We start from the raw sequence: 22,526 nt of genomic DNA, 5'->3' as shown, positions 1-22,526 counted from the left end.
AGGAGCCGAAAGGCTCCTTTTTTGTTTGGCTAGCCTTAACCGTGCTTATTCTTCAGTTCAAAGCGTGGTGATACCAGGCCGTACAGCGTCCAGCCGAGGAAGGTCACGATGGAACCATACAACATCGCTTCTTCACCTGACGAGTAGAGCGCATAGAAGCTGTACATCGCACCGATGAAGGCGACAAAGTTTGCCATCTTCGCCTTTGACGGCGGAACGTTCGCCACTCTCTGGATGATCACCAGTGCGGCCATCGACAGAATATACGGAATGATATTCGTCACCACGGCCAGGTTGACCAGCACGTTAAACTGGCTGTTCAGCGACGGGCTGATGGTCATCAGCGATAAGCCACTCTGGATGATAACAATCGTCAGCATCCCCTGAACCGGCGCATCGACTTTGGTCACGCGAGAAAAGATTTTCGGGAAATAGCCTTCATCGGCAGAGGATTTAAAGACCTGCGCAATGGTGAACTGCCAGCCCAGCAATGAACCACAGCAGGACATGATCATCAGCGCCATGATCACTTTACCCACTTCCGGTGTGAACATCTGCGCGAACGCCAGACCAAACGGTGCGGTGGAGTTAGCCAGATCCATGTTAGGTACAATCCCGGCAATCACGTTGGTAGAGACGATGTAGATCACCGCCGCGCCCAGCGTCCCGCCCAGTACGGCAATCGGTACGTTCTTCTCCGGGTTTTCCACCACTTCCGCGTTCGCACAGGCGGATTCCAGACCAAGGAACGCCCACAGCGTCATCGCGATAGAGGAACCGACGGCGGTAAAGAACGGTACATGATGCGGGTTCCACGAGTTGGCATATAGCGTTGGGCTGAACCAGAACCAGCCAATGATGCACAGACCGACCACCGGAATGATCACCCCCCAGACGGTAATGCTACTGATCTGTCCGGTAATGCGCGCACCGCCAAAGTTCGCGACCGTACAGATCCACAGTACGCCGATGGTGGCGAGACCGATTTGTACCGGGGAGAGGGTGGCGCCAAAAAGTTCGGTACCGTAACCCACGGCGGAGATGGCAATGGCGACGTTGGCAATCAACAGCGATACTCCATAGGTGTAGTTCGCCATAAAGTTACCGGATTTACCAAACGCATATTCTGCGTAGCCCCCCATCCCGCCGGCTTTACGGCTGAACATTCCGCACTTGGCGAACGCCCAGGCCAGCGCCATGGACCCGACGGCTGTCACCAGCCAGGAGATAATCGAAATGGTGCCGACTTCAGCCAGTTTGGTCGGCAGCATGATGATCCCGGAGCCCATCATATTGACCATGGTCAGGATGGTGAGCTGCATCACGCCCATTTTATTGGATTTGGCTTTACTCATAATGCTTCTCCTTTCAACAGGTCGCTTTGTGCTTCACGCGGTTTAATCACGTAGCACCACACCTGTTTGCGACCATCGCACTCGTTGATGTACACACCCTGAAGTTCCGGCGCGAAACCGGGCAGCAGGTTGATCCCTTCTTCCAGTGCGCTGAAGTAACGCAGTACCGCACCGCCCCAGACTTCCCCAGGAACCACGCACAGCACACCCGGCGGGTAAGGGAGCGCGCCTTCAGCGGCAATACGGCCTTCGGCCTCAGGCAGCGGCACCAGATCCACCTCACCACGCAGATAGGCGTAGTTGGCATCTTGTGGGTTCATGCTGACGCGCGGGAAATGGGACTTGCGGAACATCTCTTTTTGCAGTTGTTTTACGTTGTGACGCGCATACAGGTCGTGCATCTCCTGACACAACTGGCGCAGGGTGTAACCGGCATAACGCGCTTCGTGCTGTTTGTAGATAGACGGCAGAACGTCCGCCAGCGGTGCGTCAGATTCCAGCAGGCGCTCGAAGCGCACCAGCAGGGCGACGAGTTGTTGCAGTTTCGCCATGTCTTCCGCCGGGGTCAGCAGGAACAGGATCGAGTTGAGGTCGCATTTTTCCGGGACCACGCCGTTTTCACGCAGGAAGTTGGCAAGAATAGTCGCCGGGACGCCGAAGGTGTCGTACTCGCCATTGCGTGCGTTGATACCCGGAGTGGTCAACAACAGTTTGCAGGGGTCAACAAAGTATTGATGCTCGGCGTAACCTTCAAACGCATGCCAGTGTTCGCCAGGGACGAAGTGGAAAAAGCGCAGATCGTTGGCGATTTCCGCAGTCGGATAAGACTGCCACGGTTTGCCATCAACCAGTTCCGGAACAAAGGGACGGATATGATGGCAGTTATCAAGGATCAGCTTACGGGCGTCGATACCGTTGGCGACACAGTCCATCCACATGTTGCGGCCACTGACGCCTTCGTGCATTTTGGCGTTAATATCCAGTGCGGCAAACAGCGGATAGAACGGGCTGGTGGAGGCGTGCATCATGAACGCGTTATTCATGCGTTTATGCGGCACATAGCGCGGCTGACCTTTGATATGGCTGTCTTTTTTGTGAATTTGCGAGGTCTGGGAGAAGCCCGCTTGCTGTTTGTGAACGGACTGCGTTACCAGAATACCCGGATCGTTTTCGTTCAGTTCCAGCAGCAGCGGAGAACAATCCGCCATCATCGGGATAAACTGCTCATAGCCCACCCAGGCGGAATCGAACAGAATGTAATCGCAAAGGTGACCAATTTTATCCACCACCTGACGGGCGTTATAAATCGTGCCGTCGTAGGTGCCCAACTGGATAACGGCAAGACGGAATGGACGTGCGTCACGAGCCCGTTGCGGCGCCACTTCGCTGACCAGTTCGCGCAGGTAGCTTTCTTCAAAGCAGTGGGCATCGATCCCGCCGATAAAGCCGTACGGGTTACGTGCGGTTTCCAGATAGACCGGCGTTGCGCCCGCCTGCAATAACGCGCCGTGGTGGTTTGACTTATGGTTGTTACGGTCGAAGAGTACCAGATCGCCCGGAGTCAGCAGTGCGTTCAGCACCACTTTGTTAGACGAAGAGGTTCCGTTTAACACAAAGTAGGTTTTATCGGCGTTAAAAACCTTCGCGGCATGTTGCTGGGCGATGCACGGTGCGCCTTCATGGATCAGCAAATCGCCCATTGCCACGTCAGCATTGCACAGGTCGGAGCGGAAAAGCGTTTCGCCGAAATATTCCACGAACTGGTTACCTGCCGGGTGACGGCGGAAAAACTCGCCGCCCTGATGTCCGGGGCAGTCGAAGGCGCTGTTTCCCTGGTTTACATAATCAACCAGCGCGCGGAAGAACGGTGGTCGTAATTGTGTTTCGTAATGACTGGCTGCCGTTTCTAACTGACGACCGTAGAAAGCGGTACGGGCTTCATTGCATTCGAATACGCCCGAAATGCGCGGCAGATGTTCTGCCGGAACGCGCTCTTCCTCTTCGGTTGCGATAAATACCGGAATACCGTATCCGGTCGCGTCAATTTCATCGAGCTTCCCACGTTCAATATCATTGACAGACAACACGACGGCAGCGACATCAATAAAATTACTTTCATCAACATTCACAATCGTGCGTTGTGTAGAAAAACAGTCAGGGCAAGAACGACTCACGGCAATTTTTAATTCAGACATTTTCATCTCTTTATTTTCAGATAATAGCAGGTCCTCAATTTCCCGAATGAGAAACTGATAACGCCGGAATAAAAGCAAAGTGTGTCCCCTGATAAATAAATCAGTAAATTGCTTTTTTTCAGGATGCAAAAAACCTTACCTGTCCGGTCACAGGCAAATCAAGGCTTAAGCAGAGTGAGCACTGAGGAATACAGGCGTGAGCCTGCGATACAGCGAGTCAGGAAGACCTGTATGCTGGAGTGCCCATAGTCGAAAGACTAACGGGCATTAAAGAAATGAAAGTCAAAACTATTACGGTGGGCAAACATCATAATATGTGTTGTCCGCCTGATATGTGGCATAGTACGGCTATTGTTTTCCATTTTGATTACCTTTTCTTTATCAGTAGAAGGTGAAGGTATTTTATCCAGGAAAACGGCCTGATCCGTGAAGGAGATCAATAAAAAACGATCATTCGCAAAATATTTAGTCGTTTTTTATGCATGGCTGGCGATAAGATATCGTTTTGTTTATTATTTGTTATAATTCTGTATTTTTTAATTTTGTGGAAAATCTTAAATACCCGAAATAATATAATTTCGGCTAAGTAAGAATAATAAAAATTAATTTTAAGATTTATTTAAAAATAATGAATAACCATTCATGGCATAAAACGATAGCCAATACCGGTTTCGGTAATAAAGTGGCGGGGGCGCGCGGGATCACGCTCCAGTTTCTGTCGCAAGTGACCCATATAAATACGCAAATAATGGCTGTGCTCGACGGCGTTCGGTCCCCAGACCTGGTTCAACAACTGGCGCTGGGTCAGCACTTTCCCGGCGTTGTTGAGCAACACGGCCAGCAGGCGAAACTCAATCGGTGTTAAATGGATTTCTGTTTCTCCGCGATGAATCAGATGCGCAGCGAGATCGACGACCACATCGGAAAAGCGTACCACCGGCTCAGGAGAGGGCGTTGCAGAATGACGGCGCAGGGCGACGCGCAGACGTGCCTGTAACTCGCCAATGCCAAACGGTTTGCTCAGGTAGTCGTCGGCACCGGCGTCGAGCGCGGCAATTTTATCGCTCTCTTCGCTACGTGCAGAGAGCACGATCACCGGGACGGCGCTCCACTGTCGCAGGTCGCGAATGAAATCGATGCCGTCACCATCCGGCAGGCCGAGATCGAGAATAATGAGATCGGGCTTGCGCGTTGCCGCTTCCAGCAAACCACGCTGAAGCGTCTCGGCGTCGTACACGCGCAACCCATCGGCTTCCAGCGCGGTACGCAGAAAGCGGCGAATGGCCTGCTCATCTTCAACAATCAGAACGTTTGTCACATATCCTCATGAAAATCTTCAAGTTCTGGTGGAGCGTCTTGCCTCAGTGTAACACGGAAACAGGCACCGCCCTGAGGGCGATTATAGACGGCAATTGACCCGCCATGCACTTCCACTATCGCCCGACAAATGGCCAGCCCCAGCCCGACGCCCGGCACCGCCGACTCTTTATTCCCTCGGGAGAATTTATCGAACACGCGCTGCTCCTGTCCTTGTGGAATGCCAGGCCCATTATCCCAGACGTCGAGTTGCAGATGTTCGTCTTCAACGTGCGCGTCGATGCCGATCTGCGCCTGTGGTCCGGCATATTTAATGGCATTCTCCAGCAGATTAATCAGTACCCGTTCGAACAGGGGGCCATCGACGTGAATGAGGGTCAGCGGCGCGGGCAGGGAAAGGTTTACCGGATGAACCAGGCCTGGCTCCAGCATTTTCAGCGCGCTGCCCACTACTTCTTCCAGCGTCAGCCACTCTTTTTTGAGGTTGAAACCACCAGACTGAATCCGCGCCATATCCAACAGGTTATTCACCAGACGGGTGGTATTCAGTACATGCTGGCGAATTTCGCTGGCCTGTCTGGCATGAGGCGAGCCTTCGCTGGCGAGGTCGAGCGTGAGGATTTCCGCCTGACCAAACAGCACGGTCAGCGGGGTGCGCAGGTCGTGAGAAAGTGCCGCGAGCAGGGCGTTGCGCAGGCTTTCCCGTTCGCTGGCCAGCCGCGCCTGCTCTTCGCTGGCCGTTAAGGTCAGACGTTCCAGCGCATTCGCCACCAGCAAAGTGAAGGTTTCCAACAGTCGCTGCTGCTCGGGGATCATTAACTGACGCAGATTGCCGGGTTCGACAACCACCAGGCCGTGGGTTTTGTCGGCGCTGCGTAACGGCAGGATCTGGTACGGCACGCCTGGCAGGGTATCGGTGCCAGCGCCTGCCGGTAACCCTTTATCAAAGCTCCAGCGGGCAATAGCATCATCCCAGGGGGTCATTCCCTGCTGGTGGGTGAGGGCGGCCAGTTTGCCCTCTTCATTCGGCAATAAAATCTGGCTGCGGGCATGAAAGGTGGAGGCAATAAATTGTTCGCTGGTACTGGCGATGTCTTGCGCACTGCGCCCCATCGCCAACGCTTTCGACATCTCATAAAGATGACGAGTTCGCTGTTCCCGGTAGCGCGCAACGCGAGCCTGATAGCGCACGCCCGCCGTCAGGTTACCCACGACCAGTCCAACCGTCAGCATGACGCCGAAGGTGAGGAGATACTGCACGTCCGAGACGGCGAGCGTGCCGCGCGGCGCAATGAAGAACAGATCAAAGCTGACCACGCCAATAAAGGTGGAAAACGCCGATGGCCAGCGACCATAGAAGAGGGCGATGACCACCACACCGAGCAGATAGAGCATCACCAGGTTTGCGGCATCAAAGGCGGCCAGCCACTGGCTGGCGATAAACGTTGTCAGAGCGCAGAGTGCAACGGCAACCAGACAGCCCTGAATTTGCACCCGCCACTTGTCTTTAAAGGCGCGGGTATCGGGCAGGGACGACAGCGTCCGCACCGGTGGCTCATCGAGGGCGACCACCATCAAATCCAGCTCAGGGGCGCGTTTCGCCAGCCGATCGGCAAACGACTCCCGGTGCCACCAGCGTCGCGTTGACGTCCGCCCCAGCACTATTTTTCCCAGATTATGCTCGCGAGCGTAGCGGACCACCGCTTTATCCTCGCTGGGATCGGATAGCGTGGCGGTCTCCGCGCCCAGCTCTTGCGCCAGTCGCAGGGCGTGCAGAATATTGCGCCGCTGCTTTTCCGGCAAGCGATGCAGCGCGGGGGTTTCGACGTAGACGGCGTGCCAGATGCTGCCCAGTCGCGACGCCAGTCGTGCGGCAGTACGCACCAGTTTTTCACTGCCGGTGTTGTGACCAATGCAGAGCAGTATGGCGTCGCGGGTATGCCAGACCTTCTCTTCACCCGGACGACCGCGCCAGGCGCGCATCTGATCGTCCACCCGATCGGCGGTGCGGCGCAGCGCCAGTTCGCGTAGCGCGATTAAATTACCCTTACGGAAAAAGTGTTCAATAGCACGCTCGGCCTGTCCCGCAATATAGACTTTGCCCTCTTTCAGGCGCTGGCGCAGATCGTCAGGTGGTAAATCGACCAACACCACCTCGTCGGCAGCGTCAAAAAACGGATCCGGCACGGTTTCGCGCACCTGAATCCCCGTCACGCCGCTGACCACATCGTTCAGGCTTTCGAGATGCTGCACGTTGACGGTGGTAAAGACATCAATACCGGCGTCGAGCAGTTCTTCAATGTCCTGCCAGCGCTTGGGATGGCGTGAACCCGGTGCATTACTGTGCGCCAGTTCATCCATTAAGATCAGCGCCGGACGGCGTGCGAGCGCGGCATCGAGATCGAATTCACTGATATGACGTCCGTGGCGCGCCTGGCGTTTCAACGGCAGAATGCTGAGACCCTCCAGCAGGGCGGCGGTCTCTTTGCGTCCATGGGTCTCCACCACGCCAATCAGGATGTCGAGTCCCTGTGCGCGCAGGCGCTGGGCTTCAGCCAGCATCGACCAGGTTTTCCCGACGCCCGCACAGGCGCCGAAGAAGATTTTTAGTTTTCCCCGATGGGGGGCGACCGCCTGCTCAAGCAGGCGATCGGGATCGGGGCGTACTGGTTCACTATTCGCCATTCATGCTGTCCAGCGCTAAATTGAGTTCGACAATATTTACGACCGGTTGACCGATAAAGCTCACCAGTGGTTTCTGCGTGTATTCTGCAACCCGTTGCGTCACCTGTTCAATGGTCAGATGACGAGCCTGCGCCACGCGGGGGATTTGCCATGCCACCGCAGCGGGTGTCAGGTTGTTGTCCAGACCGCTCGCGGAGGCAGTAACCAGTTCCACCGGTACGTTACGACTGGCCTGCGGGTTGGCGGCGCGCAGGGTGGCGACCCGGTTTTGCAGTTGTTTATCCAGTTCCGGGTTACTGGCGGCGAGGTTACTGCCGCCGGATGCCATGGGATTATAGGGCATTTCAGCGGTGGCCGAAGGCCGTCCCTGGAAATAGCCTTCAGAGGTAAAGTTCTGCCCGATCAGCGCAGAACCCCGCACCCCATGCTCATCCCGAATCAGTGAACCGTTGGCCTGATACGGGAACCACCATTGCCCCAGCGCGGTGGTCAGCAGCGGATACGCACCGCCCGTCAGCAGCAGCAGGAAAATCAGTGTTGAAAACAACGGACGTAAAGCACTCATCAGACACCTCACACCAGACCCAGCAGGGTCAGCAGCAAATCAATTACTTTGATGCCAATAAACGGCACCACCAGCCCCCCCAGACCGTAAATCCACAGGTTACGGCGCAGCATGGCGGAGGCGGAAAGCGGTTTGTAGCTCACGCCTTTCAGCGCCAGCGGGATCAGAAAGACAATAATCAAGGCGTTAAAGATCACCGCACTCAGAATGGCCGAGTCCGGCGAATGCAGACGCATGATGTTCAGCGCATTCAGTTGCGGATAGGTCGCGGCGAACGCGGCCGGAATGATCGCAAAATACTTCGCCACGTCGTTGGCGATACTGAACGTGGTCAGTGAACCACGCGTCATCAGCATCTGTTTGCCGATGTGCACCACTTCGATAAGCTTGGTGGGGTTAGAGTCGAGATCGACCATGTTGCCCGCTTCTTTTGCCGCCTGCGTACCGGAGTTCATTGCTACCGCGACATCGGCTTGGGCCAGCGCCGGGGCGTCGTTGGTACCATCACCGGTCATCGCCACTAAGCGGCCTTCCGCCTGATACTGGCGGATGAGCGCCAGCTTGGCTTCCGGTGTCGCTTCGGCAAGAAAGTCATCCACACCCGCCTCGGCGGCGATGGCGGCGGCGGTCAGGCGATTATCGCCAGTGATCATCACCGTTTTAATGCCCATTTTACGCAACTGGGCAAAACGCTCTTTTATCCCGCCTTTGACGATATCTTTCAGCGCGATCACGCCTAGCACCCGGGAACCTTCCACCACCACAAGCGGCGTGGCGCCCAGACGGGCGACGCTGTCCACTTTCTGCTCGACATCCGCCGGGAACTGGCCGCCGCTGGCCTCAATGTGGCGACGGATGGCGTCGACGGAACCTTTACGAATCATCCGGTTGTCGATGTTAATACCGCTCATACGACTCTGGGCGGTAAAGGGGACGAAGGTGGCATGCAGCGACTGCACGTCACGTTCGCGCAGATTAAAGCGCTGCTTGGCGAGGATCACAATGCTGCGACCTTCCGGCGTCTCATCGGCTAACGACGAAAGCTGTGCGGCGTCGGCCAGCGTTTTTTCGTCGACACCCTGCGCAGGCAGGAAGTCCGAGGCCTGACGGTTACCGAGAGTAATGGTGCCGGTTTTGTCCAGCAGCAATACGTCCACGTCGCCTGCGGCTTCCACCGCGCGGCCACTGGTGGCGATGACGTTCGCACCGAGCATACGGCTCATTCCGGCGACGCCAATCGCGGAGAGTAACCCGCCGATTGTCGTTGGGATCAGACAAACCAACAGGGCGACCAGCACCGTGACGCTGACCGCGTGACCGCCCCAGGCAGAAAATGGCCACAGCGTGGCGGTTGCCAGCAAAAAGACAATCGTCAGGGCTACCAGCAGAATGGTCAGGGCGATCTCGTTGGGCGTTTTACGGCGCTGGGCGCCTTCGACCATGGCGATCATCCGGTCAAGGAAAGTTTCGCCAGGGTTCACGCTACACTCGATCACCAGCCAGTCGGAGAGAATGCGCGTCCCGCCAGTCACCGAGGCGAAATCGCCGCCGGATTCGCGGATGACCGGCGCAGACTCTCCGGTAATCGCACTTTCATCCACGGAGGCGCCGCCTTCAATGACTTCGCCGTCACAGGGAATGATATCACCTGCTTCCACCAGCACGATGTCGCCTTTGCGTAGCTCATCGGCCGGAACGTGATCCATTTTCGCGCCGTACTTCGGCTCGCGCAGTTTGCGGGCAAAGGCCGTCTTTTTCACTCCTTTGAGGCTGTTGGCCTGTGCTTTACTGCGCCCTTCGGCGAGCGCTTCCGCAAAGTTGGCAAACAGTACAGTGACCCACAGCCACAGACTGATCGCCCCGGTAAACAGCGCGCTGCCGGCCATCTGTCCTGTCGCCATCGCAACGGTAATCACGGTGGTCAGCAGGCTACCCATCCAGACAATGAACATCACCGGGTTGCGCCACTGGGTATGTGGGCTTAATTTTTTCACTGCGTCCATCAGCGCCTGAGCGACCAGAGACGGTTCGAACAGCGCCAGTTGTTTGCGACTCATAACATTTGCTCCGCATCGCTTAGCGTAAGGAAAGGTGTTCAGCGACTGGGCCAAGCGCCAGTGCAGGAATAAAGGTCAGGGCGCCGACTAACAGCACTGTGCCGATCAGTAAACCGACAAACAGCGCGCCGTGGGTCGCCAGGGTGCCGGGACTGGCCGGTTGGCTCTTTTTCGCCACCAGCGATCCGGCAATCGCCATCACCGGGATGATGACCCCGAAGCGACCGACGAACATGCAAAACGCCAGCAGGCAGTTCCAGAACGGGGTGTTTGCGCTCAGACCAGCAAAGGCGCTGCCGTTGTTGTTGGCGGCGGAAGAGACGGCGTACAGGACTTCGCTAAAGCCGTGTGGGCCAGGGTTGAGCATGGCGCTGCGTCCCGCATCGGTCATCATGGCAAGCGCGGTGCCGAGTAAAACCAGCGCAGGGGTGACCAGAATCGCCAGTGCGGTCATTTTCATCTCGCGAACGTCGATCTTTTTGCCCAGGTATTCTGGCGTGCGGCCAATCATCAGTCCGGCGATAAACACTGCCAGCAGCACGAACAACAGCATGCCGTAAAGGCCCGAACCAACGCCGCCGAACACAACTTCACCAATCTGCATCAGCCACATCGGCACCATGCCGCCCAGCGCGGTAAACGAGTCGTGCATGGCGATCACCGCGCCGCATGAGGCTGCCGTCGTCACCACCGCAAACAGACTGCTCACCAGCACGCCAAAGCGGCTCTCTTTGCCTTCCATATTAAGAGTGGAATCCGCGCCAAATTGCAGCAGATGGGGGTTGCCCTGGACCTCCGCCCACATCACCACGGCGACGCAGACGATGAAGATGAGCGACATGGTCCACAGCAACATCCGCCCCTGGCGACGATCGCCTGCCGCGTCGCCAAACGCGAAACAGAGCGCGGCTGGAATTAAAAAGATGGCCAGCATTTGCACCATGTTGGTCAGCGCGGTGGGGTTTTCGAACGGGTGTGCCGAGTTGGCGTTAAAGAAGCCGCCGCCGTTGGTCCCCAGCATCTTGATGGCTTCCTGCGAGGCCACCGGCCCCATCGGCAGCAGTTGCTGCACACCTTCCAGAGTAGTGAAAGTCTGATAGGGCAGCAGGTTTTGCAGGCTGCCTTGCTGAATAAAGAACAGCGCAATCACCAGCGCGATGGGGCATAAAATCCACAAGGTAATACGCACCAGGTCGACCCACGCATTGCCCAGCGTATTCATGCTCTGGCGGGTAAAGGCGCGGATCAGCGCGAACACCACCGCAATGCCGGTCGCGGCGGACAGGAAGTTTTGTACCGTCAGCCCGGCCATCTGGCTGAAATAGCTTAAGGTGGTTTCCCCGCTGTAAGCCTGCCAGTTGGTATTGGTAACAAAACTCACCGCCGTATTAAGCGCCAGATGCCAGGGCAGACCGGGCAACTGCTGTGGATTCAGCGGCAGAAGGTGTTGCCACAACAACAGCAGGAACAGTAGCGTCAACCCCAGCACATTCAACGCGAGGATCGCCAGCAGGTACTGCTTCCAGTTCATCTCGTGTGTCGAAATGCCCAGACCGCGCCAGATCAGGCGTTCAACCCTCGCGGTACCAGGCAGCGAATGGTTGCCGATCAGCCGTGCCAGGCCCGCGCCTAACGGCCTGGCGAGCACGAACAGAATCAGCAGAAAACTGGCGATGAGTAAAAATCCTTGCGCAGCCATCAGAACGCCTCCGCATTGATCAATGCATATACCAGGTAACCTAATAATAAGAAAATCAGCACGATGCCGATTATCACGCCTGCACTCACAGTGCACCTCCCGTGGCATAAATGTGATAAACAAAGCGTAAATATCTGCCTGCAAAGATTTCGCAAAAATCGACGTCGGGGGTGTAAAAAAAGTATAAAAATGGCAAAGACCATTATTTAACTAATGATTAGTATTAATTTAACTTTTTTGTAACTTAATTACGCGATAAAGATAAATAAAGCGTAAATAGCTAAAAATAAGTGGTCGGATGAGTAGTAAAATTACACGCAAAGCGGTACTATTTTCAGCAGATAACCAATTTGACTTTACCGGTGATGATTACCGGCCAGATAAAGGGGAGAGAATCATGGAGTTGTACAAAGAATATCCAGCACATGTTGTATTGTTACGCCGTACTTTCGCCGTCGTGGCTGGGGTGCTGGCACTACCGGTCATGCTGTTCTGGAAAGACCGCGCCCGTTTTTATAGCTATTTACACCGCGTGTGGTCAAAAACCAGCGATAAACCGGTGTGGATGGATCAGGCTGAAAAAGCCACCTGCGATTTCTACTAAGCGCATCGCGTTCAGAAAAACCGCCAACAGCAATGTGGCGGTTTTTTTATGTCTCTGTGTCTACACTTATTTCAGAAATGGAAAAGGAGACATCATGAGCGAGAAAATCCCTGTTGGCATTAGCGCTTGTTTGTTAGGGGAGGCGGTTCGCTTTGATGGTGGACACAAACGCCTGCCCTTTGCAGTCGAAGAACTTTCACCGTGGGTGCACTTTGAACCCGTCTGTCCGGAAATGGCGATCGGCCTGCCGGTGCCGCGTCCTGCATTGCGCTTAGTCAAAATGGAAGAGGCAATTGCACTGCGTTTCAGTGACCGGCGCGAGGGCGATTTAACCCAGACGATGACCGCGTTCAGTGAAGAACGTGTCAGTCGTTTCGAACACCTTTGTGGCTATATTGTCTGTGCGAAATCCCCAAGTTGCGGCATGGAACGCGTTCGTGTTTATGACGCCGATGGGAAAAACAATCGCAAAGCCGGTCGCGGTATCTTTACCTCAGTCCTGATGGCGTCTTACCCGTGGCTCCCTGTTGAAGAGGACGGGCGATTGCACGATCCACAATTACGGGAAAATTTTGTCGCGCGGATTTATGCCCTGCATGAATTGCATGGATTGCGGCAACAAGGACTCACGCGTGGCGCGCTGATTGACTATCACAGCCGCTATAAACTGTTGCTGCTGGCCCATTCACAGCCGGAATACCGCGAGCTGGGGCGCTTTGTCGCTGCGCTTTACGAGTGGGAAAGCCTTGATGACTTTTTCATTGAATATCGTCTGCGCCTGATGAAACTGATGTCCCATCCTGCCACCCGGCGTAACCATACCAATGTCCTGATGCACGTTCAGGGCTATTTTCGCAAACAGCTCAATGCCCGTCAGCGGCAGGAGTTGGCTTCCCTTATTGACGGTTACCGACGCGCTACGCAGCCACTGCTTGCGCCTGTGACGCTGCTCAAACACTATATGGCAGAATATCCGGATGCGTATCTCTCCGGGCAACGCTATTTTGATCCCTGGCCGGAAGCCCTGCGGCTGCGCTACGGGAGTTGATTTTTTTCATTCGGGAGTGTTATGTCCACCCATCTGGTCTGGTTTCGTCGCGATCTCCGTCTGCATGACAATCTTGCCCTCGCCGCCGCCTGCCGCCACCGTGCCGCGCGCGTTGTGGCGTTATTTATCTCCACGCCTGAGCAGTGGAAGAATCACGTCATGTCACCGCGTCAGGCCGCCTTTATCCAGGCTCAGCTAAACGCTTTACAACAGGCGCTGGCGGAAAAGGGCATTCCGCTGCTGTTTGAGGAAGTCGACGACTTCGCAGGCAGTATTGAAACGGTGAAAGCGGTGTGCGAACAGCATGACGTCAGCCACCTGTTTTATAACTATCAGTATGAAGTGAACGAGCGTGAACGCGATGCGGCGGTAGAAAAGGCGCTGCCGCATGTGGTTTGCGAAGGGTTTGATGACAGCGTGATCCTGCCGCCAGGTGCGGTGACGACGGGAAATCATGAGATGTATAAAGTCTTCACGCCGTTTAAAAACGCCTGGTTAAAACGGCTGAAGGAGGGGATGCCGGAGTGCGTATCCGCACCGGCCCGCCGGGAGAACGGTAGTGTTTCTTCCGCACTGGTGCCAATTAACCTTCACTATCCGCAACAGGAATTCGACCCCGCCCTTTTTCCCGCCGAAGAAAAAGCCGCAATTGCCCGGTTACGCCAGTTTTGCCAGCAGGGGGCAGGAGAGTACGACGAATGTCGCGACTTCCCGGCCATTGAGGGCACCAGTCGTTTATCCGCCAGTCTTGCTACCGGTGGCTTATCGCCGCGCCAGTGTCTGCATCGCCTGCTGGCGGAACAGCCGCAGGCGCTGGACGGCGGCGCGGGCAGTGTCTGGCTGAACGAACTTATCTGGCGTGAGTTTTATCGCCATCTAATGACGTACCATCCCAATCTGTGCAAACACCGCCCCTTTATTCTCTGGACCGATCGCGTGCGCTGGCGGGATCGTGCGGAAGATTTACAGGCCTGGCAGGAGGGGAGAACGGGTTATCCGATTGTTGATGCGGCGATGCGGCAACTGAACGCCACCGGCTGGATGCACAACCGTCTGCGGATGATTGCGGCCAGCTTCCTGGTCAAAGATCTGCTGATTGACTGGCGTAAAGGTGAACGCTATTTCATGTCGCAACTGATTGATGGCGATCTCGCTGCGAATAACGGCGGCTGGCAGTGGGCGGCCTCTACCGGAACCGACGCCGCGCCGTATTTCCGCATTTTTAACCCCACGACGCAGGGCGAAAAGTTCGACAGAGAGGGGGAGTTTATCCGCCGGTGGATCCCGGAACTTAGCCATGTACCGGGCAAGGCGATTCACGAGCCGTGGAAATGGGCGATGAAAGAAAGCATCACGCTCGACTACCCGCAGCCGATTGTCGATCACAAACTGGCGCGCCAGCAGACGCTTGCCGCGTATGAGGCCGCGCGAAAGAACTAACGGTGGCTATGCGGCCTGACGCCATAACTATTCATAATGAGGTGCGTTAATACGCCCCTTTTTTTATGGCTAAGAACGGGGTGATGGTTTCTTAATATGGCTAATAATTGTCTATCGACGAACCGCCACAGGGACGCTATGTTAACGGAGTGCATAAATTAACAAGGGATCGATGATGAAAAACACCGAACTGGAACAACTGATCAACGAGAAACTGAACAGCGCCGCCATCAGCGACTACGCGCCAAACGGTTTGCAGGTTGAAGGCAAAGAAACGGTGCAAAAAATCGTCACCGGTGTGACCGCCAGTCAGGCGTTACTGGATGAAGCGGTGCGTCTGCAGGCTGATGCGGTCATCGTTCATCATGGCTATTTCTGGAAAGGCGAATCTCCGGTGATTCGCGGGATGAAGCGCAATCGCCTGAAAACGCTGCTGGCGAATGACATTAACCTCTACGGCTGGCATCTCCCTCTGGATGCACATCCCGAACTGGGCAACAACGCACAGTTGGCGGCCCTGTTGGGGATCACCGTGATGGGTGAAATCGAGCCGTTGGTTCCCTGGGGCGAACTGACGATGCCGGTCCCTGGGCTGGAACTGGCGTCGTGGATTGAAGCACGTCTTGGACGCAGGCCGTTATGGTGCGGTGATACCGGGCCGGATACTATCAAACGTGTCGCCTGGTGCACTGGCGGCGGGCAAAGCTTCATCGACAGCGCCGCGCAGGCTGGCGTTGACGCTTTTATCACCGGTGAAGTTTCCGAACAAACCATCCACTCAGCCCGTGAACAGGGACTGCATTTTTACGCCGCCGGGCATCACGCCACCGAACGCGGCGGGATCCGTGCGCTCAGCGAATGGTTGACGGAGAACACCGATTTGGATGTGACGTTTATTGATATTCCAAACCCGGCATAAATAAAAACAAGAGGAACGCAAGTGCAACGAGCGCGTTGTTATCTGTTAGGTGAAACGGCGGTAGTGCTGGAGCTTGAGCCGCCGGTGACGCTGGCGAGCCAGAAACGTATCTGGCGGCTGGCGCAGCGTTTGGTTGAGACGCCAAACGTGGTCGAGGCGATTCCGGGAATGAACAATATCACCGTGATCCTGCGTGACCCGCAAACGCTGGCGCTGGATGCGATCGAACGCCTGCAACGCTGGTGGGAGGAGAGTGAGGCGCTGGAGCCTGACTCACGCTATATCGAAATTCCGGTAACCTACGGCGGCGCAGGAGGTCCCGATCTGGCGGACGTTGCCCGCCACAGCGGCCTGAGCGAAAAGCAGGTAGTGGAGCTGCACGCGTCGGTCGAGTATGTGGTCTGGTTTTTAGGTTTTCAGCCGGGATTCCCGTATCTCGGTAGCTTACCGGAACAACTGCACACGCCCAGGCGCGCTGAGCCGCGGCTGATCGTTCCGGCTGGATCGGTGGGTATCGGCGGACCGCAAACCGGTATTTATCCGCTGCCAACGCCTGGTGGCTGGCAGTTGATTGGTCATACCTCGCAGGCCTTGTTCGACCCGAAAAAAGAGGAACCGGTTCTCCTGCGCCCTGGCGATAGCGTGCGCTTTATCCCGCAGAAGGAGGGGGTATGCTGAATATTATTCGCGCGGGATTGTACACCTCCGTTCAGGATGGCGGTCGTCACGGTTTTCGTCAGTCAGGCGTTAGCCATTGTGGTGCGCTGGATAAACCGGCGATGCAAATCGCTAACCTGTTAGTGGGTAATGAGGCCAGTGCTCCGGTGTTGGAAATTACCCTCGGACAACTGGTTGTGGAATTTGAAACCGACAGCTGGTTTGCCCTGACCGGTGCGGGATGCGAAGCGCGGCTGGATAATCACCCCGTCTGGACGGGCTGGCGTCTGCCGGTGAAAGCGGGCCAGCGTCTGGTGCTAAAACGTCCGCAGCACGGTATGCGCAGCTATCTTGCCGTCGCGGGCGGTATCGACGTGCCGGAAGTGATGGGGTCATGCAGTACCGATCTCAAAGTGGGCATCGGCGGGTTGGAAGGACGCCTGCTGAAAGACGGCGACCGGCTGGCAACCGGCACACCCCGACGGACGTTCCTGGAAGCGCGAGGGGTAAAACAACTGCTATGGGGGAATCGCATTCGGGCGCTGCCGGGGCCGGAATACCACGAATTTGACGCCGTTTCGCAGGAGTCGTTCTGGCGATCGCCGTGGCATCTCAGTCCGCAGAGTAACCGGATGGGCTACCGCCTGCAGGGACAACCGCTGATGCGAATGACGGATCGGGAACTGGTGTCGCACGGTCTGCTGCCTGGCGTGATACAGGTTCCGCACAACGGTCAGCCGATTGTATTGATGAACGATGCCCAGACGACCGGCGGCTATCCGCGCATTGCCTGCATAATCGAGGCAGACATGTACCATCTGGCGCAGATCCCGCTCGGCCAACCCATTCACTTTGTTCAGTGTTCGCTGGAGGAGGCGCTGAAAGCGCGGCAGGACCAACAGCGCTATCTGGAACAACTCACATGGCGACTCAATGATGAACATTGATTTAAATGCGGATCTCGGCGAAGGCTGCGCCAGCGATGGAGAACTGTTGACGCTGGTCTCATCGGCCAACATTGCCTGCGGCTTTCATGCCGGCGATGCACAAACCATGCTGACAAGCGTGCGCGAGGCGCTGAAAAATGGCGTAACCATTGGGGCACACCCGAGTTTTCCGGATCGGGAAAACTTTGGCCGCACGGCGATGACGCTGCCTGTGGAAACGGTCTATGCGCAAACGCTGTATCAAATCGGCGCGCTGGCGGCCATGGCCCGGGCGGAGGGGGGCGTCATGCGGCACGTGAAACCGCATGGCATGCTCTACAACCAGGCGGCGAAAGATCCGCAACTGGCGGATGCCATTGCCAAAGCGGTGTACGCCTGCGATCCGGCACTGATTCTGGTCGGCCTGGCGGGAAGTGAGCTTGTCCGCGCGGGTGAGCGTTACGGTCTCGTCACGCGCCAGGAAGTGTTCGCCGATCGCGGTTATCAGGCGGACGGCAGTCTGGTGCCACGCACGCAGCCGGGCGCGCTGATTGAAGACGAGGACCAGTCGCTGGCGCAAACGCTGGGAATGGTGGAAACCGGACGCGTGAAAAGCATTACCGGTGAATGGACAAGCGTGGTGGCGCAAACGGTTTGTATTCATGGCGATGGCGAACACGCGCTGGCCTTCGCCCGACGTTTACGCTCGGCGTTTGAAGCCCGCGGTATCACCATTGTTGCCTGAGCACACTGACGCAGCCTCCATAGAGGGGTTGCGCATATAAAAACACCACAACAAAACACAACATACAGGAATGGATTATGGGAGATGCAATAACGCTCTGGCCACTGATGGGCATCGCCGTCATTGTGGTTGGATTTCTTTTACGTTTTAACCCGGTGCTGGTGGTTATTGTCGCCGGGATCGTCACAGGACTGGCGGCGCAAATGCCGATCGCCACGATCCTCGAAAAGCTGGGTGAAGGTTTTCTCAACACCCGCAACCTGCCGTTTATCCTGCTGATCCCGCTGGCGGTTATCGGCCTGCTCGAGCGTCACGGGCTGAAAGAGCGCGCCCAGGCGTGGATTGCCAGGATTAAAAGCGCTACATCAGGTCGCTTGCTGATCGTCTATCTGTTTATTCGTGAAGCCACCGCTGCGCTAGGGCTGACCAGCCTGGGCGGTCACCCGCAAATGGTGCGTCCGTTGTTAGCGCCTATGGCGGAAGGGGCGGCGGAGAAAACGTACGGGGCATTGCCCGGCGCGGTGCGCTACCGGTTGCGAGCGATGTCGGCGGCGACGGATAACGTGGGACTTTTTTTTGGTGAGGATATCTTCGTCGCGTTCGGCGCGATTATCTTCATGCACAACTTTATGCTGGAGTCCGGCGGTATTCAGACCGAACCGCTGCACATTGCCTTATGGGGGATCCCAACGGCCCTGTGCGCCTTCGTGATCCACGGTACGCGCCTGTGGCGGCTAGATAACTATCTGCAACGCGAAATGGCGAAAGCCGGTTCTGTTGACACCCGCAAAGGAGAGGCGCAATGAATTTTCAACAAAGCTACCTCTACTGGCTGGCGGGGATCGTGCTGCTGATTGTCGCCATTATGTCCTGGCAGGATAAAGCTAATCCGCGTCGGTTAACGACCGGGTTATTCTGGGGCGTCTATGGGCTGTTGTTCCTGCTGGGCGACTGGACGTATCAACTGGTGGGCGACAAACGTACAGTCAACATTGCCGTCGGCGTCGCGGTGGTGATCATGGCGTTGATCGCCGGTTTTGGCGGCGTCAAGCTGGGCAGTTATCATCAGCGCACCCGCGAGCAGCGGGAAGAGAGCGCGACGCGTCTGGGTAACCGCCTGTTTTACCCGGCGCTGGCCATTCCGGTCGTCACCGTGATTGGTGTACTGATGTTCAATCACATTCCGGGGTTGCAGGACGCTCTGTTTGGACCGGGTAATCATGCCACGCTGGTGACGCTGTTCTCGATGACCGCAGGCTCACTGATTGGTCTCGGTATGGCTATCAAAATGACCCATGAGAAGGTGCATCAGCCCATTCAGGAGGCGCGCCGCCTGCTGGATTCCATCGGTTGGGCATTTATTTTACCGCAGATCCTCGCAACGTTAGGACTGCTGTTTACGGCGGCAGGCGTTGGCAGTGGCATTTCGTATCTTACTCAAGAGTATCTGGCCGTCGACAGCCGCTTTATCGCGGTGGCGGTGTATACCATTGGGATGGCGCTGTTGACGATGGTGATGGGCAATGCGTTTGCCGCCTTCCCGATTGTCACGGCGGGAATTGGCATTCCGATTCTGGTGCTTCAGCACGGTGGCAACCCGGCGGTGATGGCGGCTATCGGGATGTTCTCCGGCTATTGCGGTACGCTGATGACGCCGATGGCGGCAAACTTCAACATCGTGCCCGCCGCGCTGCTGGAACTGCCAGATAAAAACGCGGTCATTAAAGCGCAGGTGCCAACCGGCATACTGCTGCTGCTAGTCAACGTGTTCCTGATGTATTTCCTGATGTTCCTGTAAGGAGGACGGATGAAAACGGTATTAATCACCGGATTTGAGCCCTTCGGCGGCGAGCAGATTAACCCTTCCTGGGAAGTGGTCTCGCAGCTCGACAATGCTATCATCGCCGGGTGCCGCGTGGTGGCGCGTCAGTTGCCGTGTGTGTTTGGCGAGTCGCTCAGTGTGCTGAATTCCGCCATTGATACGCTCTCTCCATCGCTGGTGCTGGCCATCGGACAGGCGGGCGGACGGACCGATATTACCGTTGAGCGCGTGGCGATCAACGTCGACGACGCCCGTATTCCGGATAATAAAGGCCAACAGCCGGTGGATGAGCCGATTGTTGCTGGTGGACCAGCGGCCTGGTTTAGCACGCTGCCAGTCAAAGCCATGGTGGCGGCGATGCGTGAAGCCGGTGTGCCAGCGTCGGTCTCACAGACGGCGGGGACATTTGTTTGCAACCATGTGATGTACGGATTGCTCCACAAACTGAGTGGCATCGCGGAGGTGAAGGGGGGATTCATCCATATCCCTTATCTGCCGCAGCAGGCGGCGGCGCATCCGGGGGCGCCCAGTATGGCGGCGGAAACGGTGCGTCTGGCGCTGGAGGTGGCGATCGCTACCGCATTGCAGGTTGACGATGACATCGCCGTGACAGGTGGCGCCACGCACTAATCTTCTCAGATAAGGACAGAACCATGCCTGAAGGCCCGGAGATCCGCCGCGCGGCGGATAGCCTGGAGGCGGCGATCAAAGGCAAACCCCTGACGGATGTCTGGTTTGCCTTTGCGCAGTTAAAACCGTATCAATCCACACTGGTGGGGCAGACCGTCACGGCGATGGAGACGCGCGGCAAAGCGTTGCTGACCCATTTTTCCGCGGGTCTGACGCTCTACAGCCATAATCAGCTGTATGGCGTCTGGCACGTGGTGGACAGTGGCGACATGCCGCACACCACCCGTATTCTGCGCGTTAAACTGCAAACCGCGGATAAAACCATTCTGCTTTATAGCGCGTCTGACATTGAGATGTTGACGCCGGAACAGCTCACTACCCATCCCTTCCTGCAACGGGTTGGGCCGGACGTGCTGGACCCGCGTCTGACCCCTGATGCGGTGAAAGCCCGGTTACTCTCGCCGCGTTTTCGCAACCGCCAGTTTTCCGGACTGTTGCTGGATCAGGCTTTTCTCGCTGGGCTGGGAAACTATCTGCGGGTGGAGATCCTCTGGCAGGTGGGGATAACCGGTCAGCATAAAGCGCGCGATCTCAGCGATGCGCAGTTGACGGCGTTAGCGCATGCGCTGCTGGATATTCCGCGCTTGTCCTACACCACGCGTGGGCAGGTCGATGAAAATAAGCATCATGGCGCGCTGTTTCGCTTTAAGGTGTTTCACCGCGACGGTGAACCTTGCGAACGTTGTGGCGGGATCATCGAGAAAACCACGCTCTCCTCACGGCCGTTCTACTGGTGTCCACATTGCCAGCATTAATGCGCTTGTCGCGGCGCTTTGGCTGAAATAAAACGGGCGATGGCAGGGCCAGTGAGAAGAATACTGAACAGCCGCAGGGTTTGCATCGCCATGATCAGCGACATGTCGGCGTGACTGCCGGCGGCAATGACTGCAACCGTATCAAGCCCGCCGGGGCTGGTGGCGAGATAGGCGGTTAAAAAATCAATCTGCATATAGTGGGTCATTCCCCAGGCCATTGCTGCGCAAATGGCAAGCAGGGCGAAGATAGAGAGCAGGATTTGCGGCAACGGTCGCAGCGCCATAAAGAAGACCTGCTTGTCGAATCCGAGACCAATCTGCCAGCCAATAAGCATATACGCTATCGCCAGCAGCCATTCCGGCAGTTCAATCACCATCACGCCGCTTGCGTGCAGCAAGGCGCCTACCAGCATCGGCACCAGCATGGTACCGGAGGGAATGCGCAGCACCCGACCGACAACGCTGGCAACCGCCGCTAACAGCAGCGTCGTGAACAGATTGCCGCTTAGCGGCGGGAACCACTCAATCTGCTGGCTGACGGCTTCTGCGCTTTCGCCCATGATAAACCGCGTCACCAGCACCGCTGCGCCAGCAACAAACAGTACCCGCAGATATTGCATAAAGGCAACCAGGCGGATATCGGCGCCGTAGTCTTGCGCCATCGCGACCATTGCCGCCGCACCGCCGGGAGATGAGCCCCACGCGCCGGTATTGCCAGGGAGTGAACTGTAGCGAACCAGTAACCAGCCAACGACCGTACTGGAGAGCAGCGTCACCAGCAGAACTGCCAGCACTACTACCCAGTTTGCCGCCAGCGTCGTTAATAATGAGCCTGACAAATTCTGCGCGATCATACAGCCAAGAATGGCTTGCGCGCCGAGGAACGTACAGCGAGGAAGCTTTAGTGAGATACCGCGAAGACTAAACAGAATACCGGTGATCATCGGGCCGAGCAGTAACGCCGCCGGAAGATGAATGCTGAGAAAGAGCAGGGACAGAAGGAGTGACAGCAAAAACAACAAGCCCCACTGCAGAACTGGCATCCTG

21 protein-coding genes are annotated in these 22,526 nt (G+C 56.5%); 11 read left to right on the top strand and 10 right to left on the bottom strand.

The features are described from left to right. Nucleotides 1–35: 35 nt before the first annotated feature. The 9 genes from potE to kdpF form a co-directional block, all read right to left on the bottom strand. On the bottom strand, nucleotides 36–1,355 hold the full coding sequence (potE, locus tag OGW13_RS20025; protein WP_044256569.1) for a putrescine-ornithine antiporter: 1,320 nt from the start codon (nucleotides 1,353–1,355) through the stop codon (nucleotides 36–38). Next, nucleotides 1,352–3,550: an ornithine decarboxylase SpeF gene (gene speF / locus OGW13_RS20020; RefSeq protein WP_046401512.1), complete on the bottom strand. Its 2,199-nt coding sequence runs from the start codon at nucleotides 3,548–3,550 to the stop codon at nucleotides 1,352–1,354. The genes potE and speF overlap by 4 nt, the downstream gene beginning before the upstream one ends. A gap of 257 nt (nucleotides 3,551–3,807) precedes the next feature. Next, nucleotides 3,808–3,912: a leader peptide SpeFL gene (gene speFL / locus OGW13_RS20015; protein WP_114149115.1), complete on the bottom strand. Its 105-nt coding sequence runs from the start codon at nucleotides 3,910–3,912 to the stop codon at nucleotides 3,808–3,810. A 278-nt stretch (nucleotides 3,913–4,190) separates the two neighbouring features. Beyond that, nucleotides 4,191–4,868 carry a two-component system response regulator KdpE gene (kdpE, locus tag OGW13_RS20010; RefSeq protein WP_043001388.1) on the bottom strand — a complete coding sequence of 226 codons (678 nt, stop codon included), beginning with the start codon at nucleotides 4,866–4,868 and terminating at the stop codon, nucleotides 4,191–4,193. Continuing rightward, nucleotides 4,865–7,552 (bottom strand): two-component system sensor histidine kinase KdpD, encoded by a 2,688-nt coding sequence (kdpD, locus tag OGW13_RS20005; RefSeq protein ID WP_061070376.1) that lies wholly within the window; start codon nucleotides 7,550–7,552, stop codon nucleotides 4,865–4,867. Before kdpD ends, kdpE begins: the two co-directional genes overlap by 4 nt. Further along, on the bottom strand, nucleotides 7,542–8,117 hold the full coding sequence (gene kdpC / locus OGW13_RS20000) for a potassium-transporting ATPase subunit KdpC (protein WP_043001386.1): 576 nt from the start codon (nucleotides 8,115–8,117) through the stop codon (nucleotides 7,542–7,544). The genes kdpD and kdpC overlap by 11 nt, the downstream gene beginning before the upstream one ends. Nucleotides 8,118–8,125: 8 nt before the next feature. After that, nucleotides 8,126–10,174 (bottom strand): potassium-transporting ATPase subunit KdpB, encoded by a 2,049-nt coding sequence (gene kdpB, locus OGW13_RS19995; RefSeq protein ID WP_044327929.1) that lies wholly within the window; start codon nucleotides 10,172–10,174, stop codon nucleotides 8,126–8,128. Nucleotides 10,175–10,193: 19 nt separating this feature from the next. Beyond that, a complete protein-coding gene (gene kdpA, locus OGW13_RS19990; protein WP_287116409.1) occupies nucleotides 10,194–11,873 on the bottom strand; it encodes a potassium-transporting ATPase subunit KdpA in 1,680 nt (559 codons plus the stop codon). Then, entirely contained in the window at nucleotides 11,873–11,962 is a 90-nt protein-coding gene (gene kdpF / locus OGW13_RS19985) for a K(+)-transporting ATPase subunit F (protein WP_042285393.1), read from the bottom strand. Before kdpF ends, kdpA begins: the two co-directional genes overlap by 1 nt. Before the next feature lie 308 nt (nucleotides 11,963–12,270). Here kdpF and OGW13_RS19980 point away from each other — a divergent pair, with 308 nt between their 5' ends. The 11 genes from OGW13_RS19980 to nei all read left to right on the top strand — a co-directional run bounded on the left by OGW13_RS19980 (nucleotide 12,271) and on the right by nei (nucleotide 21,479). Continuing rightward, the gene (locus OGW13_RS19980) at nucleotides 12,271–12,477 is read left to right on the top strand and encodes a YbfA family protein (protein ID WP_043001383.1); all 207 of its coding nucleotides are present in this window, start codon (nucleotides 12,271–12,273) and stop codon (nucleotides 12,475–12,477) included. 94 nt (nucleotides 12,478–12,571) lie between these two features. Next, nucleotides 12,572–13,525 carry a YbgA family protein gene (locus OGW13_RS19975; RefSeq protein ID WP_156595401.1) on the top strand — a complete coding sequence of 318 codons (954 nt, stop codon included), beginning with the start codon at nucleotides 12,572–12,574 and terminating at the stop codon, nucleotides 13,523–13,525. A gap of 21 nt (nucleotides 13,526–13,546) precedes the next feature. Further along, nucleotides 13,547–14,965, top strand: coding sequence for a deoxyribodipyrimidine photo-lyase (gene phrB, locus OGW13_RS19970; protein ID WP_054176147.1), 1,419 nt, complete (start codon nucleotides 13,547–13,549; stop codon nucleotides 14,963–14,965). 175 nt (nucleotides 14,966–15,140) lie between these two features. Next, nucleotides 15,141–15,884: a radiation resistance protein YbgI gene (gene ybgI / locus OGW13_RS19965; protein WP_043001380.1), complete on the top strand. Its 744-nt coding sequence runs from the start codon at nucleotides 15,141–15,143 to the stop codon at nucleotides 15,882–15,884. Between the two features lie 21 nt (nucleotides 15,885–15,905). After that, a complete protein-coding gene (gene pxpB, locus OGW13_RS19960; protein ID WP_043001379.1) occupies nucleotides 15,906–16,562 on the top strand; it encodes a 5-oxoprolinase subunit PxpB in 657 nt (218 codons plus the stop codon). Next, nucleotides 16,556–17,488 carry a 5-oxoprolinase subunit PxpC gene (gene pxpC, locus OGW13_RS19955; RefSeq protein WP_287116408.1) on the top strand — a complete coding sequence of 311 codons (933 nt, stop codon included), beginning with the start codon at nucleotides 16,556–16,558 and terminating at the stop codon, nucleotides 17,486–17,488. Before pxpB ends, pxpC begins: the two co-directional genes overlap by 7 nt. Beyond that, the gene (pxpA, locus tag OGW13_RS19950) at nucleotides 17,478–18,212 is read left to right on the top strand and encodes a 5-oxoprolinase subunit PxpA (RefSeq protein WP_287116429.1); all 735 of its coding nucleotides are present in this window, start codon (nucleotides 17,478–17,480) and stop codon (nucleotides 18,210–18,212) included. The genes pxpC and pxpA overlap by 11 nt, the downstream gene beginning before the upstream one ends. A 77-nt stretch (nucleotides 18,213–18,289) precedes the next feature. Next, the gene (locus OGW13_RS19945; RefSeq protein WP_043001377.1) at nucleotides 18,290–19,018 is read left to right on the top strand and encodes a DUF969 domain-containing protein; all 729 of its coding nucleotides are present in this window, start codon (nucleotides 18,290–18,292) and stop codon (nucleotides 19,016–19,018) included. Beyond that, nucleotides 19,015–20,010 (top strand): DUF979 domain-containing protein, encoded by a 996-nt coding sequence (locus tag OGW13_RS19940; protein ID WP_044256564.1) that lies wholly within the window; start codon nucleotides 19,015–19,017, stop codon nucleotides 20,008–20,010. Before OGW13_RS19945 ends, OGW13_RS19940 begins: the two co-directional genes overlap by 4 nt. Before the next feature lie 9 nt (nucleotides 20,011–20,019). After that, nucleotides 20,020–20,664 (top strand): pyroglutamyl-peptidase I, encoded by a 645-nt coding sequence (gene pcp, locus OGW13_RS19935; RefSeq protein ID WP_043001375.1) that lies wholly within the window; start codon nucleotides 20,020–20,022, stop codon nucleotides 20,662–20,664. A 23-nt stretch (nucleotides 20,665–20,687) separates the two neighbouring features. Then, a complete protein-coding gene (nei, locus tag OGW13_RS19930; protein WP_054176149.1) occupies nucleotides 20,688–21,479 on the top strand; it encodes an endonuclease VIII in 792 nt (263 codons plus the stop codon). Here nei and OGW13_RS19925 read toward each other — a convergent pair. Further along, nucleotides 21,476–22,522, bottom strand: a complete 1,047-nt coding sequence (locus OGW13_RS19925; protein ID WP_044266336.1) for an AbrB family transcriptional regulator — start codon at nucleotides 22,520–22,522, stop codon at nucleotides 21,476–21,478. The genes nei and OGW13_RS19925 overlap by 4 nt on opposite strands. Between the last annotated feature and the right edge of the window lie 4 nt (nucleotides 22,523–22,526).

Origin of the sequence: Citrobacter sp. Ca225, assembly GCF_030337175.1 — a bacterium.
In the GTDB taxonomy this organism is placed as follows: Bacteria; Pseudomonadota; Gammaproteobacteria; order Enterobacterales; family Enterobacteriaceae; genus Citrobacter_A; species Citrobacter_A amalonaticus.
The sequence above is the reverse complement of the archived record's forward strand: the minus strand, read 5'-3'. Positions and strand labels throughout refer to the sequence as shown.